This is a genomic window from Umezawaea sp. Da 62-37 (genome assembly GCF_032460545.1).
In the GTDB taxonomy this organism is placed as follows: Bacteria; Actinomycetota; Actinomycetes; order Mycobacteriales; family Pseudonocardiaceae; genus Umezawaea.
The window spans coordinates 7,136,856-7,153,397 of sequence record NZ_CP135965.1 but is presented as its reverse complement, the minus strand read 5'-3'; the positions used below and the strand labels follow the sequence as shown (position 1 = coordinate 7,153,397).

Genomic DNA, 16,542 nt, shown 5'->3' with positions numbered 1-16,542 from the left:
GTGGCCTCGGCTACTGAGTCGACAACGTTGTCATCGGCGTTGACTCGCGACTTGGGCTTGTCACCGGCCCAGGCCGCGGTGCGCCAGGACCGCGAATTGCGGTCCGGTCCGTTGGAGAACCTGTTGCGTGCCAAGCTATCCGACCGGTTCGGCGGAGCGTGGTACGACAACGGGATGTTGACGATCGGTGTGCTCGACCCGGCCGATGCCGCCGCCGTCCGCGCGGCAGGAGCCACAGCGGTGACCGTCGACCGCTCCGAGCAGGTTCTCACCTCGCAGAAAGCGTTGCTGGACAAGATGTCCGCACCCACCGACGTCCACTCGTGGTACGTGGATCCGGTATCGAACTCGGTGGTGGTCGAGGCCGCGTCCGAAGCCGCGGGGCGATCCTTCGGGTCGAAGGCGGGCGTGGCCGTACGGACGCGGGTATCGCAGGCGCCGCGACCGTTGTACGACATCCGCGGCGGTGACCAGTACGTGATCAACAGGAACGTGCTGTGCTCGGTGGGTTTCTCGGTCGACGGTGGTTTCGTCACAGCCGGGCACTGCGGTAGCACCGGGTCCCCGACCCTGGGCTACAACAACGTCGACCAAGGCACGTTCGCGGGCTCGTCGTTCCCCGACAACGACTACGCGTGGGTCCGCACCAACGCCAACTGGACCCCCACCCCCTACGTCAACGATTACGCGGGCGGAAGCGTGGCAGTCGCCGGATCGCAGGAGGCGGGCATCGGCGCGTCGGTGTGCCGTTCGGGCCGGACCACCGGTTGGCACTGCGGCACGATCCAGGCCAAGAACGTGACGGTCAACTACTCCAACGGCCCGGTATACGGCCTCACCTCGACGAACGCGTGCGCGGAGGGCGGCGACTCGGGCGGTGCATGGCTCACGGGCAACCAGGCCCAAGGCGTGACCTCGGGTGGGTCGGGCGACTGCAAGACCGGCGGTACCACGCTGTTCCAGCCGGTGAACGAGATCCTGTCCACCTACGGGCTGCGTCTGTCCACGACCGGCAGTGGCAGCAGCACTCGGATCATCGGCTACCAGGACAAGTGTGTCGATGTCCCCAACTCCAACGCCGTGGCGGGCCAAAGGTTGGCGACGTGGGACTGCAACGGCGGAGCGAACCAGAACTGGACGTTCGGAGGCGACGGCACGGTCCGCGCGCTCGGCCTGTGCATGGACGTCAACGGCGGTGCGACCGCGAACGGCACGGCAATCCAATTGTGGGGCTGCAACGGCTCCCCCGCCCAGCAGTTCGTGTTGAGCGCCGCGGGGGACTTGGTCAACCCACAAGCCAACAAGTGCGTCGACATCACAGGTTACGGTGGCGTCGGCACTCCGCTCGAACTGTGGGACTGCAACGGCGGCGCCAACCAGAAGTGGCGACGCGGGTAAACCGCCCGTCCTGCGGGGAGAGATAGCGACTCGACGTGCGTTCGCGCCGTTCAGCCCACGCAGGGCGAAGCCACCCAGGGACACCGACTGGTCAAGCACCGGACCGACATGGCTCGGGCGTGCTCAAGCCCGACGGCAAGGAATCCCAGTTCGATTTGGGTGACTCGTCCTGGCTCGGCTCCACGACCACGGCTTTGTTCCGCACCCCACCATCCGTCGCTCTTCATGATCGCATGTCGGCTCGGCTCAAGCGTGTCCGAATGGGGCGCGGTGCGGCCGGCGGTCATTGGCGATCCCAGTTCAAGGAGTTGGGCATGTTTGCATCGGGTTATCACCGGCGGCTGCGCCCTCGCGTCCTGGCCACCGTCATGGCTTTGCTGGCGGTGTCTTCCACGACCAGCGCCGTGCCGGCAGTGGCGGCGGCGGCCACGACCGTGGTCGGCGTGGCTTCCGGCCGCTGTCTCGACGTGGTCGGCAACGCCAGGGAGTCGGAGACCGCCGTCAACATCTACGACTGCAACGGGCAGGCAAACCAGGCCTGGAACTTCACCTCGGCCGGGGAGCTCAGGGTCTACGACGACACCTTGTGCCTGGACGTGGTCGGTCAGAGCACGACCGCCCCGGCCGCGGTGCAGATCTACACCTGTACCGGTGGCGCCAACCAGCGCTGGACCATCAGGTCCGACGGCGCGATCGTCGGGGTGCAGTCAGGTCTCTGCCTGGACGTGACGGGCCAGGGCACGGCCAACAGCACCCTGGTGGGACTGTGGACCTGCAACGGGCAGGACAACCAGAAGTGGCGGACGTCCGGAGGAAGCGCGGACACCCAGCCGCCGACGGTGCCCGGCAACCCCAGGGTGAGCAACCTGGTGTGCGACTCGGTGACCTTCGCGTGGAACGCCTCGACCGACAACGTCGGAGTCGCGTTCTACGACGTGTACCACGACGGCCAACTGATGAAGTCGGTGAGCGGCACCACGCTGTCCACCAGCCTGTCCGTGGTGGCCGGGGCGACCTGGGGCTTGTACGTTAACGCGCGTGACGCGGCGGGCAACGTCTCCCAGGCCAGCACCACCGTGTCGATCACACCGCCGCAGTGCCAGGCCGACACCCAGCCGCCGACCGCGCCGACACAACTCGCGGGCTCCGCGTCCGGCACCACGGTGACGTTGTCGTGGACGGCATCCACCGACAACATCGGAGTCCGGGCCTACGACGTCTACCGCGGCGACGCCCAAGTCGGCACAGTGACCGGCACCGTTCCTCCCGCCACCTTGTTCATCGACAGCGGTTTGACGTCCAACACCAGGTACCAGTACTACGTGGTGGCGCGCGACGGGCAGGCCAACACGTCAGCCCGCAGCAACACCGCGACGGTGACCACCGGCGCGGGGTGCGCCAACGCGGTATGTGCCGTGACGCAGGTCGGAACCGACACCGACATCCCGTGGGGCCTGGTCACGCTGTCCGACGGCACCATCCTCTACAGCCGCCGCGACGCGCACGACATCGTCCGTCTCAACCCGGTCACCGGGGCGAAGACGACGGTGGGCACGGTGTCGAACGTGTCCGGCACCGACGGTGAGGGCGGACTGCTCGGTCTGGCCGTCTCGCCCGGCTTCGCGAGTGACCACTGGCTCTACATCATGCACACCTCGCCCAACGACAACCGGATCGTGCGGATCAAGCTGGAGAACGACCGGCTCGACACCTCCACCGAACAGGTTCTGCTCAGCGGGATCCTGCGCAACAAGTTCCACGACGGCGGCAGGCTGCGGTTCGGCCCGGACGGCAAGCTCTACGCCAGCACCGGTGACGCACAGAACGGCGACAACGCGCAGAACAGGAACGGCCTCAACGGCAAGGTCCTGCGGCTCAACGCGGACGGCAGCGTGCCGTCGGACAACCCGTTCGGCAACTACGTGTGGAGCTACGGCCACCGCAACCCGCAGGGACTGGCGTTCGACTCCCGTGGACGGCTGTGGGAACAGGAGTTCGGCAACGGGATCATGGACGAGACGAACCTGATCACCAAGGGCGGCAACTACGGCTGGCCCGCTTGCGAGGGCACCTCGGGCTCCTGCGGTACCGCGGGTTTCATCGCGCCGAAGCGCACCTACTCCACGGCGGACGGCTCGTGCTCGGGTGTCGCCATCGTTCGCGACGTGCTGTACGTGGCCTGCCAACGTGGCACTCGGATGTATCGCGAAGTGATCAGCGGCGACAGCCTGACCAACGTGCAGGTGTACTTCAACGGCACCTACGGCCGACTGCGCACGGTGGAACCTTCCTCTGACGGCGGTCTGTGGCTGACAACCTCGAACAACGGCGACAAGGACAGCACTCCGAACAACAGCAACGAGAAAATCCTGCACGTCGCACTCGGCGGGTAATGGCGGCGGTTTTCGAGACGGCGGGGCATCCCCTCGCGGATGTCCTGCCGCCTCACCCGAAGACCGCAAGGTAGGAGGTGCCGCTTATGCCGGCCTTGCCGGAGCACCACAGCTGCCGCGCCAGCCACTCGACCAGGTCGTGGCAGTCGCGGCCCTCCTGCCGGTCCCACAGCACGCTGTCGCCCTCGGAGTCGACCACGCCCCGGACGTCCGGGTTGCAGATCGCGTAGCTCTGGGTGCACCAGTAGGCGGGTCCGGGCCCTCGAACTTCTCCAGTCCGGACACGATTCCGTCGTCGAGCCCGACCAGCCCGAAGCCGCCCATCACGCTGGGGACGCACCCTGCCCCTTGCCGTAGGGGCTCCAGGTCACGATTACCGGCACCGGCTCGGTGCCGACGGGGCGGACGACGTCGACGTGGATCATCACGCCGTCGCGGAGCAGGACCGGCACGTCCTTCTCGGATACGACGTCGACCGGCAGGGGCCGGAACTGCGGGGTGATCCGGAATCCCGCTTCCAGTGTCTGGGTGCCTGGATGGAACTTCGTCAGCACGCCCGTCCTTACGGCCAGCGGCGAGTGGGTCGGCACGGACACCATCCGGTCGTCGTTCATGACGATCTCCTCGTCCCCAGCACGTCGTCTGCCGCGCTTCCTGCATGACGGCGGCCGTACGACGACTCACCTAAAAACTCAACTCATGTTTATATCATTGGAGCTGGCCGCTACATTCAGGTCATGACCGCGCAGGAAGCACACGTGACGGGGCCGCGTCGCGGCCGCAGGCCCGGAATCGGCAGCACGCGGCAGGTGGTGCTCGACGCGGCCCGAGCGCGGTTCGCCCGCGACGGTTTCGCCACGACCACGATCCGAGGCGTCGCCACCGACGCCGGGGTGGACGCCTCGCAGGTGATGCAGTTCTTCCGATCGAAGAACGAGCTCTTCGCCGCCGTGATGGCCATCCCCCCGTCCGCGCTCGAGCGGTTCGACACCGCATTCGAGGGGCCCGACGAGCACCTCGGCGAGCGAGTGGTCCGCGCCTATCTGAGCGCTTGGGAAGGTGCTGCCGACGAATCCGAGCCCCTGATGGCGATGCTGCGCGGCGCGATCACCAACGATTTCGCGAGAGCGCAACTGCGCGACTTCATCCAGTCCCGGTTGGCGCACGGCGTCAAGGGGCGGGGCGGTAACGACGCGATGTTGCGCGCGGCCCTCGTGGCGTCGATGCTGGTCGGCATCGTAACCGGCAGGCAGATCATCGGCGTGCCCGCACTCGTCACCGCCGACACCGAGCAGCTCGTCGCGATCGTCGCCCCGGCGATCCAACAAGTCCTCGTAGGTGGCGCGCCTGCCCAGGACTGATCCCGTGACGCCACCGGTCGCCGCGGACGTGGACCGGAACGCGCACCGATGCCGGTGTCGGGTCAGCGCCTCACCGTGCGAGCAGGCAACTGCACCCTCACGAAGCCCAGTTCGGGCGGGGTGCCGCGTGTGGCGAACGGTCTTACCACCAACGCGCTTACCACCTGTCACAGCCGCCTCTCTGCGGCTCTGTATTCCGTGTCCTGCCGACCGGCGTCCGGTTTGCCGACGGCGTGGCTGACCGGCAACAGCATCGGCGGCGTGCGCGCCGGGGTGTGGTCCACATTCTTCACCTCAGCGGCACGACACCGGCATCAACCTGCCTGTCCTCATCAGCACGGCCACCTACCCGGACACCCCTGGGCAACACCGGCCTCGACTACACCCGGCGCCCCGGCTCTGTGCCCGCAGACGCCGACAGCACCTCTCCCCCAACCTGCTCCACTCGAGTCTGATTGTCCGATCGAGGATGTGGCTCGCCGGGGCGACAAAGGTCAGCAGATGCGGGCTCCGCCCTGTGGTCCCGTCCTTGCACGCGGAGAGCGGGAACGGGGATCAGTCCGCGTCCGGGCCGGCGGCACGGCCTCAATGGCGTCGACGGTTCAGCAACCACCACGAGGTCACCAGGTCCTCGGTGCGTCGTAACTCCAGCCCGGTGAGTTCCTGGAAGCGCCGTACGCGGTACCGGACGGTGTTCGGGTGCACTGCCAGGCGCCGGGCGGCCTCGCGCACGTCCTGGTCGCATTCGAGGTACGTCCGCGCGGTCTCCTCGATCTCGCTGCTCGACCGTCCCGCCGCGTCGAGTGCCGCCAGGTGACGCTCGGACAGGTCATCGGCCGTAGGCGCGTCCGAAAGCACGAGCGGTCGCGGACCGAGGTCCGACAGCCGCACGACGCCCGACATGGAGAAGTGCCGCGCGGTCTCCAGTACCAGCACCGCTTCGGTGAAACCCGTGTGGAGCTGGTCGAGCGGGAGCGACGGGCCGACCGCCACCAAGTGGCTTGCGACGGATTCGGGCGCCTTCGGGGCGATGAACCCGAGGACCGCTCCGACCTGGGCGAGCAGGAGCCGGTCGGCGGGGACGCGGACCGCCGAGGCGATGGCGCGACGGATCGTGTCGGCGTCGTCGTCGGACACCGCCCGTGCGGCGAGGGCCACATGGGGCGTCCGGGGCGCGAGCCCGAACAGGTGGGCGTCTTGATTGACCCGTTCGGCCGGGAAGGTCCCGCCCAGTACACCGCCGGCGAAGGCTGAACGGCGTTCGGCGTCGAAGTGCGCGCGTTCCAGGGCGAGGTCGTGCCGGACCCTGGCGAACACCGCGGACGCCTCGTTGGAGAACTCCCAGGTGCTGTCGTGCACCGCGAGCAGAAGGTCCGGGGGGAGGCCCACGTCGATCGCTACCTCGTCCAGCAGGGCGAGCATCTCCCGAGAGCCCAGCTGATAACCGATGGCGAGCACGTCGAGCGGGAGCCCTCGGGCGGCCCGCTCGACGGCGTAGTCGCCGAGCACCTCGCGCAGCGCCGCGTCCGGAATGCGCAGGGAGGAGAGTTCCGAGATGAGGATGTCCATGAACCGTCGGGCGGACGCCCGGATCTCCTCGTCCGAGAGCACTCCGTACCCCGGGACATGCTGACGAATCATCTCCAGGAAGCGGCCGGCGAAGACGTCGCGCAGTGAGCGCAGGCGCGCGACGGCGGCCAACACCGCGGTGCGAGCCAGGGCGTCGAGGGTCTGGAGGTCCGGCATGCGCCGACGAACGGGCCAAGCCGTGGGGGTCTCGTGCTCCACGGCGGCAGTCTATCGAGCGACATTGTTCTGGGGAACAAAATCGTCGCGTTGACGTTGTGGCGAATTCTCTACCTCGCAGGGAATACAGCGGCCACACTATGACGGAGCTCGCGGCGACCTTGTTCTGATTGCCATGCCGAGCACTCTTCAACGGTGAAGGGATCTCTCCGTGGCGCCCTCTCTCGTCAAGCCTCCAGGCGGCCGGTCCGCAACACCTTCGTCGGCGGGTTACGTACTCGGACTGCTGTTCGTCGGCAATCTGCTCAACTTCTACGACCGGGCCCTGCCCTCCGTCGTGCTGGAACCGATCAAGAACGAGTTCGGTCTCGACGACACCCAAGTCGGCATTCTCGCTTCGGCGTTCGTGCTCGTCGCGGCCCTCGCGGGCGTCCCGCTGGGACGCCTGGCCGACCGGATTCCCCGCGCGACAGTGGCGGGCTGGGGGCTGTTCGTATGGAGCGCCTTCACCGCGGCAGGCGGAGTGCTGACCACCTTCTGGGGGTTCTTCGCCTCCCGGGTCGGAGTGGGCGTGGGCGAGTCCAGCTACGCACCGGCCACCGGGTCGCTCCTATCGGACCTCTATCCGAGTGAACGGCGCTCCCGGGCACATTCCCTGTTCATGCTCGGCTTCCCGATCGGCACACTGCTCGCTTTCGTCACCGCCGGCGGGCTCGCCGTCGCGTTCGACAGTTGGCGGGCGCCGTTCCTCATCGCGGCGGTGCCCGGCTTCGTCGTCGCCCTTCTCGTACTGCGCATCCGCGAGCCCGAGCGAGGGGCGGCGGACCCGGCACGCCTCGACGCCCCCGCCCCGCACCGCGGTCGTAGACAATCCCTCCGCTCGCTGATGAAAGTACGTTCCCTGTACGGGATGCTTCTCGCCTTCGCCGGCTACAACTTCGCGGCCTACGCGATCGGTACCTTCCTCACCCCCGTACTGCAGCGCTACTACGGCCTCTCCCTCGTCAGCGCCGGCCTGGTGGGCGGCATCGTCGTGGGCGTGACCGGCCTGATCGGCCTGGTGGCGGGAGGCCGGGTACTCGACCAAGCAGCAAGGAAGTCGCCCGAGGCCAGGGTCCGGGTAGCCGCCCTGAGCCTTCTTGGCGCCGCGGTGTTCTCCTTCGCAGGCCTGATTGCGGGCCAGGGAGCACTGTGGTGGCTGGTGGTATTCCTGAGCCTGGGCTACCTGCTCGGCATCGTCTACCTGGCGGCGGCCGTACCTGTGGTCTCCGACGTCATCCGCCCAGAGCAGCGGTCCGGTGCGTTGGGGCTGTTGTTCGCCGTGGGCTACCTGCTCGGCGGCGCGGGCGGCCCCATCCTGGTCGGCGTCCTGTCCGACGCCTTGGCCGCCGGGTCGGCGTCGGCGACCGAGGCATCGGCCCAGGGCCTGCGGACAGCTCTGATGATCTCCGTTCCCCTCGCCTTCGCGGTGGCGGCGGCCGGCATGCTCCTCGCCGCACGATTCGTCCGAGCCGACCGTGACGCGATGCTCTCCCCGCAGAACACACCGTGACGCGCGCGAACACCCGCGCGAACAGCGTAAAGACCACCCACGCAGCAGGGGCGACCTCCTTGATCCAACATATCCAGGTCCTTGTCATCGGCAGCGGCTTCTCCGGAATCGCACTGGGGCGAGCCTTGAAAAAGTCTCGGTTTACCGACTTCCTCATCCTTGAGCGCGCATCCGAGGTTGGGGGCGTCTGGCAGTCCAACACCTATCCCGGCTGCCGTTGTGATGTGCCCTCCCACCTGTACTCGTTCTCCTTCGCGCCCAACCCCGACTGGTCCTCGACGTACTCCCCCCAACCGGAGATCCAGGCTTACCTGGGGCGCTGCCTCGACCGTTTCGGACTCCGTCCACACGTGCGCACCGGAGTGGAGGTGCAGCAGGCGCGGTGGGACGACGAAGATCAGCTCTGGCATGTGACGACGAGCACAGGCCAGTGGACGGCGCAGGTCCTCGTCAGCGCCGTGGGTCCGCTGACCGAACCGAAGCTCCCCGACGTGTCGGGCATCGACCGCTTCCGCGGGAAGGTCATGCATTCGGCGCGCTGGGACCACGCCCATGATCTCAACGACGAGCGCGTGGCCTCGATCGGCACGGGTGCCTCCGCGATCCAGTACGTTCCCGAGATCGCCGACCATGTCGGCCGGCTGTACGTCTTCCAGCGCAGCGCCCCGTGGATCACCCCGCACGACAAGCGGGCGATCACCGAGGCCGAACGCGCACGGTTTCGGGCCCGGCCTCGCCGCCAGCGAGCAGAGCGGGCCAAGGCATACCTCGCCAAGGAACTCCTGGTGCTCGGGTTCGCCAAGCGACCCCGACTCATGCACGTCCTCGAGCGTGTGGCACGCCGTCATCTGGCACACCAGGTCGAGGACCCGTCCCTGCGCCGGGCCCTCACTCCCGACTTCACCCTCGGCTGCAAACGCGTCGTCCCGTCGAACGCGTGGTACCCCGCTCTGCAGAAGCCGAATGTCGAACTCGTCCCCCAGGCACTCGGTGAGATCCGCGAGCACAGTGTGATCGACGCGGAGGGTGTCGAGCGTGAGGTCGATACCATCATCTTCGGCACCGGGTTCCACGTCACCGACATCCCCTTCGCGGCGAAGGTACGCGGCCGTGACGGTGAACTGCTCAGCACCGCGTGGGCGGGATCACCGCGCGCCTACCTCGGTGTATCCGTCCCCGGCTTCCCGAACTTCTTCATGTTCCTCGGACCCAACTCCGGTCTGGGGCACAGCTCCATGGTCTACATGATCGAGGCTCAAGCGGAGCACGTGAAGAACGCCATTCGCGCGCTCGAGGTCTCCGGGTCGACGTCCATCGAGGTAGACCGGCAGACGCACGACGCGTACAACACCGACCTCGACCGCAAGCTGGCGAAATCGGTATGGGAACTCGGAGGCTGCCGCACTTTCTACCGGGACGCCAACGGCCGCAACGCCACCATCTACCCCGACTGGACCTTCAGGTTCCGCCGCCAAGCGGTCCGGTGGAAACCGGAGGCCTACCATCTCGCTGCTGGCCCACACACCATCGACCGGCAACCGACCGCGACCGTGGACGCCTCATGAGGGCCGTGCGGCTGCGCCAAGGACACCTCGAAGTCGTGGACATGCCGACGCCGCGCCCTGGGCCGGGCCAACTGCTGGTCGAAGTCGAACGCTGCGGGATCTGCGGCTCGGACCTACACAGCCGCCTGCACGCTGACCAACTGGCCCAGACGCTGCAACTGTGCGGCTACCCCCGCTACCTCCGCTCCGACCAGAGCGTGGTGCTCGGCCACGAGATCTACGGAAAGGTCGTCGACATCGGCCCGTGGAGCGCCAGCAGGATCAAGCCGGGCACGCCGGTCGTCAGCATCCCGCTGGTGCGACGGGGCCGGCAGGTCGACGGAGTCGGCCTGTCCGCCCAAGCCCCAGGCGGCTACGCCGAACACGTCGTCGTGCAGGAAGCGCTGACCTTCCCGGTCCCGAACGGTCTTCCCGCGGACCTCGCCGCACTCACCGAGCCCATGGCGGTGGCCTGGCACGCGGTCAACCGCGGCGAGGTGTCCCGCAAGGACGTCGCGATCGTCCTGGGCTGCGGCCCGGTGGGCCTCGCGGTCGTCTCCGTGCTCAAGTCCCGCGGCATCGGCACCGTGATCGCCAGTGACTACTCCGCGGGACGCCGGGCGCTCGCACGCAAGTGCGGCGCCGACGTCGTGGTCGACCCGGCCGTCGAATCGCCCTGGGAAGGTGCCTCCGCCGGGCACGGTTTCATGACCAGCATGCCCGACCAGTACAACGCGGGCATCGACGCCATCGAGGATCTGACGCGGCTGCCCCTGCCGTGGTGGACCGTCTGGCGGGCGCTGGAGGGAATTGGTAGGACCCGCCCCAAGCGCCCCGTGGTCTTCGAGTGCGTCGGGGTGCCCGGCATGATCGACGGCATCCTGGCCGCCGCGCCCCTGCACTCGCGCGTCGTCGTCGTCGGGGTCTGCATGGGCCCCGACACGATCCGCCCCTCGCTCGCGGTGAACAAGGAAATCGACCTCCGATTCGCCGTCGGGTACACGCCGCTGGAGTTTCGCAACACCCTGCACGCGCTCGCCGACGGCACTGTGAACGCCTCCCATCTCGTCACCGGCCGGGTGGGACTGGCAGGCGTCGCACCGGCATTCGCAGCCTTGGCCGACCCCGAGGTCCACGCCAAGATCCTCATTGATCCTTCGCTCGACACGGACCGGATCCTGGTGAGATGAACCGCATTCGCACCCTGCGGCCGACGGATAAGGGTCACACCGGGGTTCGGGCCGACGAGCGAGTCGAGCAGGCCGGTTGCCATCTCCGGTCTGCCAAGGTCCACCGGCGTCATAGCGATGTCGCGTAAGGCTTTGTGGCTGAAAACTCTCCAGGAAACGAGGGATTGCGCAGTTGATGCTGGCAGATGACACCGCAGGCCGGAGTCGGGAATGCCTCGAGGATGTCGTCGCGGATCTCCCACCGGCTCCGCAGACGTCGGAATCAGCGCAGCAACGCGGAACTCTGCTCGGCCACCCGACGAGGCACACCCGACTCGGACCCGCGGTTCAACACCACGACGGGCGATCAAGGGCATGACGCCCTTGTCAGGCACCAACCGACGGTACTCGGCGTGCCGGGCGCACGCCTACTTCGGCGAGATGAGCGAAGCCCGGCAGGACCTGCACAAGTGCCTCAAGCTCTACCGGGTGCTTGTCCAGCTCAGTGGAGCCGTCGGGTCTCGCGCACGTCCGGCTCCACCAGCGTCGACAAACACGGCCCCAGCCCTGGATCCACGTCGACCAACCGTGCCGAACCACCGGCCTTCTCCCTGATGGGTCAGGCCAGTCGCCAATTCGGTCACATCGCAGGGCACCATCCGCCAACCCGTCCCCGCTGGGGGCCACCACCGCGATGTACCCGTATCCCGATGATCGCACTTCCGAACCCACGTAAAGACGCTACAGGCGATCGTCCGCAAGCAGCCGCATCATCGAGAACGCCGCCACCAACCACTTCGTGCTCTCCACATCACACGCCGTACCACGTCATGATCAACAGCGGAACGTACCACAAGTCTATTACGGCAAGCCCTTACGCGCATCCGCCACGCACGCCCGATATTCCGGCAATCGTGCCCGGACGATTTCGGACGTTCGACTCGTCCGGCGGCCTGTACTGCAACGAGCGGAGCGGGTCTGCTCGTCCGCGCGTATTGCGGAGGCAAGCGGTCGGTGGCCGTCAGATCGTGCACATGGTGTCAGGGGCGGGGACTTGCAGGTCGATCAGATAGTCGGCGACCACCTTGTTGACACAGTCGTTTGCTCCGGAGCCGGCGATGGTGTGCTGCTCCCCGTTCACGGTGAGCATGCTGCCGTTGAGGGTCTTGGCGAGGCGGACACCCGCGTCGTAAGGAGTGCTCGGATCACCGGTGATCGAGATCGTCAGCGTGGGAGCCAGCCCGTCGATGCGGTCAGGGAAAGGATAGGTGGTCTTCGGCGTCACCGGCCAAGACGCGCATGCGTCCTGAGCGCCTTCATCGCCTTGGCCGGGATCGGCGAATGGCAGCATCTCGTAGGCCTTGCCTCGGAACTCGGCTGCCTGCTGCGGGGTCAGACGTGCCTCGTCCATACAGTTGATGGCGTAGTTCGCCACGTCGAAGTTGCCGCCGCTGCCGTCGGCTTCACGGCCGGCGAAAAGCCGGCTCGCCTGGACGAGACGATCGGGCTTGCCCGCCTGGAGTTCCACCAAGCCCTTGGTGACCACCGGCCAGCTCTCCATCGAGTACAGCCCGACGATGACGCTGTTGATGAGGTCGTTGTAGGTGAACTGCTGTCCATCGCCGTAGAGGATCGGCTTGTCGAGCAGAGGTCGGGCGATCTTCTGGAAGGTTTGGGTGGCCTGCTTCGGGTCGTTGCCCAACGGGCAGTCCTGCTGGATTGCGCAGTCGGTGGCCATCAGTTCGAAGGACCGCTGGAAACCGGCGTACTGGGATAGTCGGCGTTCGCTGCCGAGTGAGGGGTCGACCGCTCCGTCGAGGACCAAGGCGCGCACATTGTTCGGGAATGCCTCGGCGTACAGGGTTCCGATGCGGGTGCCGTAGCTCTGTCCGAGGAAACTGAGCTTATCGTCCCCGAGCGCAGCGCGGAGGATGTCCATGTCGCGGACGGTGTCGCGACTGGAGACGGCAGCGAGGTTCTGCGTGCCACCGGAACCCTGTGCGCACTTGTCGGTCAACCGCTGAGCGTCCTGCGCGGTGAACTGCCCTGCCGCCAACAGGAACTCGGTGCGGGTCTGGCCGGCGAGGTACTCCTGATCGGTGAAGCAGGCAATGGTCGGTTTGGTCGCTCCGACCCCGCGGGGGTCGAATCCGATCAGGTCGAACCGCTCGGTCACGAGGCTCTTGGCCAGCGTTGCGGCGGTCGTCACGGCGAAGGACATGCCGGGTCCGCCTGGTCCTCCGGGGTTGAGGACCAGGGAACCTTTTGCCGTCCCTCGAGCCGGCACCCGTAGCACCGCCACCTCGCCGGTCGGACCGTCGGGGTCGTCGTAGTCCAAGGGCACCACCAGACGAGCGCACTCGAGCTTGGGATCGGCGAAGAGCTTCTCGTCCGCGCTGGTGGTGGCATAACCATCGCACGAGGCGAAGGACAGAGTCTGCGCGTAGAAACCGTTCAATGCCGCAGATGGTGTCGAGGAAGGCGTGGACTGTTCCGCCATACCAGTGTCGGTTTGATCGCACGCTCCCACGGTGAACAGGAGCAGGGTGACCGCTACCGCTGCTCCACGAGCGCGAAATGGACTGGAATGCAATGTTTCTCCTTGATGAGGTTCAGGAAATTCCCGATGGCACGTGTGGTGGACGGTTGGTTCGGCAACGTCGCGGTAACGGCACTCGCGAAACGCGAACTCGGTCCGGCACGTCGCCTGTGCAGGTGATTGCCATACCGGACGCGGCCACGATTCGACGATCAGATGCCGGCCGGACGCCATCGACCATGACGCGCCGCGGCACCGTCGACCGACGGCGACCGGGCGGAGCGAAGCCATGACGAAACCTCGCTCGCGGTCAGCGAGCACCCTGGCTCGACGAAGCAGCCGTACCGTGTAGCCGTTTCGTGGTCCGATGGAACGCCCACACCACGACGAGCCCGGCCAGCACGGTCAGCGGAGTACCCATGGCGACACGCGCGATGCCCAGCACCCCGGTGCTCTCGGCGAGGTAAAGCCACTGTTGGACGGCGAACCGCGTACCGAGGACCACAGCTGCGACGAGGGTGGCCACGTCGTGCGCGCGCAGTAGGGTGCGGTCGGAGCGCCAAGGGTGCTCGCCGCCGTGCATGACGTTCCAGACGACACCGGTCAGTGGGCGGCGGGCCAGCACTGAACCGAAGGTCAGGACGAACCCGATCAGCGAGGCCCAGATCCCGAGTACGAAGAAGTCGCGCGCGGAGCCGGTCCAGGCCACGATGCCCACGGCTACCGCCACTCCGGCCAGGCTGCCGATCGCGGAGACGAAGCGTTCCTTGCACAGGAGACGAAACGCGGACAGCGCCAAGCCGGTCCCGAGTGCGATGCCGATCGTAAGCGGCAGGGACAGGAAGGTGTCGGCCGCTACGAACACGATTACCGGGACGGTGGAGTAGACGAAGCCCAGCGGGCCGCCCATCTGGTCGAGCAGAGTCCGCTTTCCGCGTTCATGACGCTCCTGGGTGGAGCTCATCGGTCCTCCATCGATCGTCGGCTGCTGGGACGATCGAAAGGCATGCCGTAGCGGCACACTCAAGCCGACACCGGACATGTGTAGTCCACGTCACTTCGAGTTGACCGTGCCGCAACGGCACGGTGTTGGCTGACGTCATGAGCTGGAGCACCCGCGAGATCGCCGAATTGGCCGGCCTCAGTTTGCGGGCGGTGCGGCACTACCACGAGGTCGGTCTCCTGGCCGAGCCCGATCGGCAGGCCAATGGTTACAAGCAGTACGGCGTGTCGCATCTGGTCCGCCTACTGAGGATCAAGCGCTTGGTCGATCTGGGCTTCTCGCTGAACCGAATCGCCGAAACGGTCGACGAGGAGCAGCATCCTGGGCTGGCGCTGCGCACGCTCGACGCGGAACTGGCCGCGACCATCGAGCGGCTGCAGCGGGCCCGACTCGAACTTGCGGCCCTGATCGACCAAGGTGCCCCGACTGACCTGCCCGTGGAACTCACTCCCGGTGCGCAAACGTCCTTGTCGGAGGCCGACCGGTCGTTCGTGCTGGTGATGACGCGACTGATGGACGGCGAGCGACTTCAGGCCTACGGCGAGCTCCTGCGCAACCTGTCTCCTCACCCGACCAATCGGGAGTTCGAGAAGTTGCCCGCCGACGCCGATGTGGACGTCCGACAGGACCTCGCAGAGCGAATGGTGCCCTACCTGCGTCAGCTCCGCAGGGATCACCCGGCCCTGCCCGATCTTTTCGTCAACGCCCCCAAGGGCGAGAAATTTGTCCGGGAGACCGTGGAAACGGTCCTGCTGGAGTTGTACAACCCGGCGCAGCTGGATGTTCTGCACCGCACCCAGACGATCATGAGCGTTCTCGACCAGCCGGGACAGGACGCGCATTGATCGGCGGCGTAGTCGCCTACTCGACCTTGTCGAACTCCGGTCAGTGGACGGTTCCGTAAACGATCACCCCGCACGCGGAGCCGGTCCCCGTGGTGTTGAAGTGCATGTGCAGGCCCATGGCTTCATGTCATGCGCCCGTGATGGCTTCAGCGACCGGAGCCACCCCGGCTCCAACCGCATCGATATGGTGGTTCACAGCATTCCTTGGTGATCGCGCGAAAGGTCAAGGCATTCGGGACAGCCGTATGCATTCATCTCGAAACTCGAGAATTCTTGTATTTGCATCTCCGATTCCGGCGGACCCAAATCAGGGGAACTAGCAACCCCTCCGTGTTCCCGGCACGCACAAGACCGGTTAGCTCGCCGACGTACCGTGTGCTTGCCGACCCCACTATCGGTATTCTGCGGCCAGCCTCTGCCGGACCGCGAAGGCGTACCGGGCGTGCGTTTCGTTCTAGTGCAGCATGAGCATGCCCATCGAGCGGGGTACGCGCGGGTATCCCCTGTTGTGCCCAGTCAGGCCGGCCATCTCACTCGAGCGCGGTAGCAGGGGGCCGGACGGATCCCGAGGAGTTCGTCCAGACCGGTTACCTAGATTGGCCACAGCACCGAATGAGTGGCGACCACCACCCGTAAGGGAGTGCAGTGTGCGAGACCGGAGTAGTGGAACCGCACCAGCAGACCCAGCTCGGCGCAGGAGAAGAACTCCACTGCGGCAAGGTCGATCACCACCGGCGACTGAGCCCGTACCGCAGCGAACGCCGCGACGAGCACGGCTTCCAGTCCGAATGCGATGTGGATGTCGATCCCGTCGACGACGGGCACCACCGGTGTCGCGTCGACCATGCGCTCCGAGGCGACACCGGTCACGGCGTCATTCGGAGCGATGGGTTCACCGTATGGGCTTCGTCGGGCACCTGCTGTCTCGCGCGTCGCGATAAGCGCTGGATACAGCCGGCATAGGAGCCAGGACGTGACCTCCACCGAGCTCA

Annotated in this window: 13 protein-coding genes; 7 read left to right on the top strand and 6 right to left on the bottom strand. The window is 66.8% G+C overall.

What is annotated here, in order from left to right:
• Positions 1-51 precede the first annotated feature (51 nt).
• Together RM788_RS32995 and RM788_RS32990 are read left to right on the top strand one after the other, a co-directional pair.
• Positions 52-1,398, top strand: coding sequence for a ricin-type beta-trefoil lectin domain protein (locus RM788_RS32995; RefSeq protein ID WP_315922390.1), 1,347 nt, complete (start codon positions 52-54; stop codon positions 1,396-1,398).
• 368 nt (positions 1,399-1,766) lie between these two features.
• Positions 1,767-3,791, top strand: coding sequence for a PQQ-dependent sugar dehydrogenase (locus tag RM788_RS32990; protein WP_399345176.1), 2,025 nt, complete (start codon positions 1,767-1,769; stop codon positions 3,789-3,791).
• Positions 3,792-3,843: 52 nt separating this feature from the next.
• Here the strand turns inward: RM788_RS32990 and RM788_RS32985 are convergent, their stop codons facing one another.
• Complete coding sequence (locus RM788_RS32985; RefSeq protein ID WP_315922388.1) at positions 3,844-4,131, bottom strand: CocE/NonD family hydrolase; 288 nt, start codon at positions 4,129-4,131, stop codon at positions 3,844-3,846.
• A complete protein-coding gene (locus RM788_RS32980; protein ID WP_315922386.1) occupies positions 4,115-4,405 on the bottom strand; it encodes a CocE/NonD family hydrolase in 291 nt (96 codons plus the stop codon). Before RM788_RS32980 ends, RM788_RS32985 begins: the two co-directional genes overlap by 17 nt.
• Positions 4,406-4,528: 123 nt before the next feature.
• Between RM788_RS32980 and RM788_RS32975 the strand changes: the two genes are divergently transcribed.
• Positions 4,529-5,152 (top strand): TetR/AcrR family transcriptional regulator, encoded by a 624-nt coding sequence (locus RM788_RS32975; protein ID WP_315922384.1) that lies wholly within the window; start codon positions 4,529-4,531, stop codon positions 5,150-5,152.
• Positions 5,153-5,737: 585 nt separating this feature from the next.
• Here RM788_RS32975 and RM788_RS32970 read toward each other — a convergent pair.
• On the bottom strand, positions 5,738-6,940 hold the full coding sequence (locus RM788_RS32970) for a PucR family transcriptional regulator (RefSeq protein ID WP_315922382.1): 1,203 nt from the start codon (positions 6,938-6,940) through the stop codon (positions 5,738-5,740).
• Positions 6,941-7,109: 169 nt separating this feature from the next.
• Here RM788_RS32970 and RM788_RS32965 point away from each other — a divergent pair, with 169 nt between their 5' ends.
• From RM788_RS32965 to RM788_RS32955, 3 genes are read left to right on the top strand one after another with little or no spacing between them, the layout of a single operon-like run.
• Positions 7,110-8,450: a spinster family MFS transporter gene (locus RM788_RS32965; RefSeq protein ID WP_315922380.1), complete on the top strand. Its 1,341-nt coding sequence runs from the start codon at positions 7,110-7,112 to the stop codon at positions 8,448-8,450.
• A complete protein-coding gene (locus tag RM788_RS32960) occupies positions 8,447-10,015 on the top strand; it encodes a flavin-containing monooxygenase (protein WP_315922378.1) in 1,569 nt (522 codons plus the stop codon). Before RM788_RS32965 ends, RM788_RS32960 begins: the two co-directional genes overlap by 4 nt.
• Positions 10,012-11,184 (top strand): zinc-binding dehydrogenase, encoded by a 1,173-nt coding sequence (locus RM788_RS32955; protein ID WP_315922376.1) that lies wholly within the window; start codon positions 10,012-10,014, stop codon positions 11,182-11,184. Before RM788_RS32960 ends, RM788_RS32955 begins: the two co-directional genes overlap by 4 nt.
• A 1,000-nt stretch (positions 11,185-12,184) precedes the next feature.
• On the opposite strand, the gene RM788_RS32950 is transcribed toward RM788_RS32955, so the two are convergent.
• Positions 12,185-13,993, bottom strand: coding sequence for an alpha/beta hydrolase (locus RM788_RS32950; protein WP_315922374.1), 1,809 nt, complete (start codon positions 13,991-13,993; stop codon positions 12,185-12,187).
• Between the two features lie 19 nt (positions 13,994-14,012).
• Complete coding sequence (locus tag RM788_RS32945; RefSeq protein WP_315922372.1) at positions 14,013-14,666, bottom strand: DUF3159 domain-containing protein; 654 nt, start codon at positions 14,664-14,666, stop codon at positions 14,013-14,015.
• Between the two features lie 137 nt (positions 14,667-14,803).
• On the opposite strand from RM788_RS32945, the gene RM788_RS32940 reads away from it, so the two are divergent.
• Complete coding sequence (locus tag RM788_RS32940) at positions 14,804-15,550, top strand: MerR family transcriptional regulator (protein ID WP_315922370.1); 747 nt, start codon at positions 14,804-14,806, stop codon at positions 15,548-15,550.
• Between the two features lie 591 nt (positions 15,551-16,141).
• Here the strand turns inward: RM788_RS32940 and RM788_RS32935 are convergent.
• Positions 16,142-16,420, bottom strand: a complete 279-nt coding sequence (locus tag RM788_RS32935; protein ID WP_315922368.1) for a hypothetical protein — start codon at positions 16,418-16,420, stop codon at positions 16,142-16,144.
• Positions 16,421-16,542 lie beyond the last annotated feature (122 nt).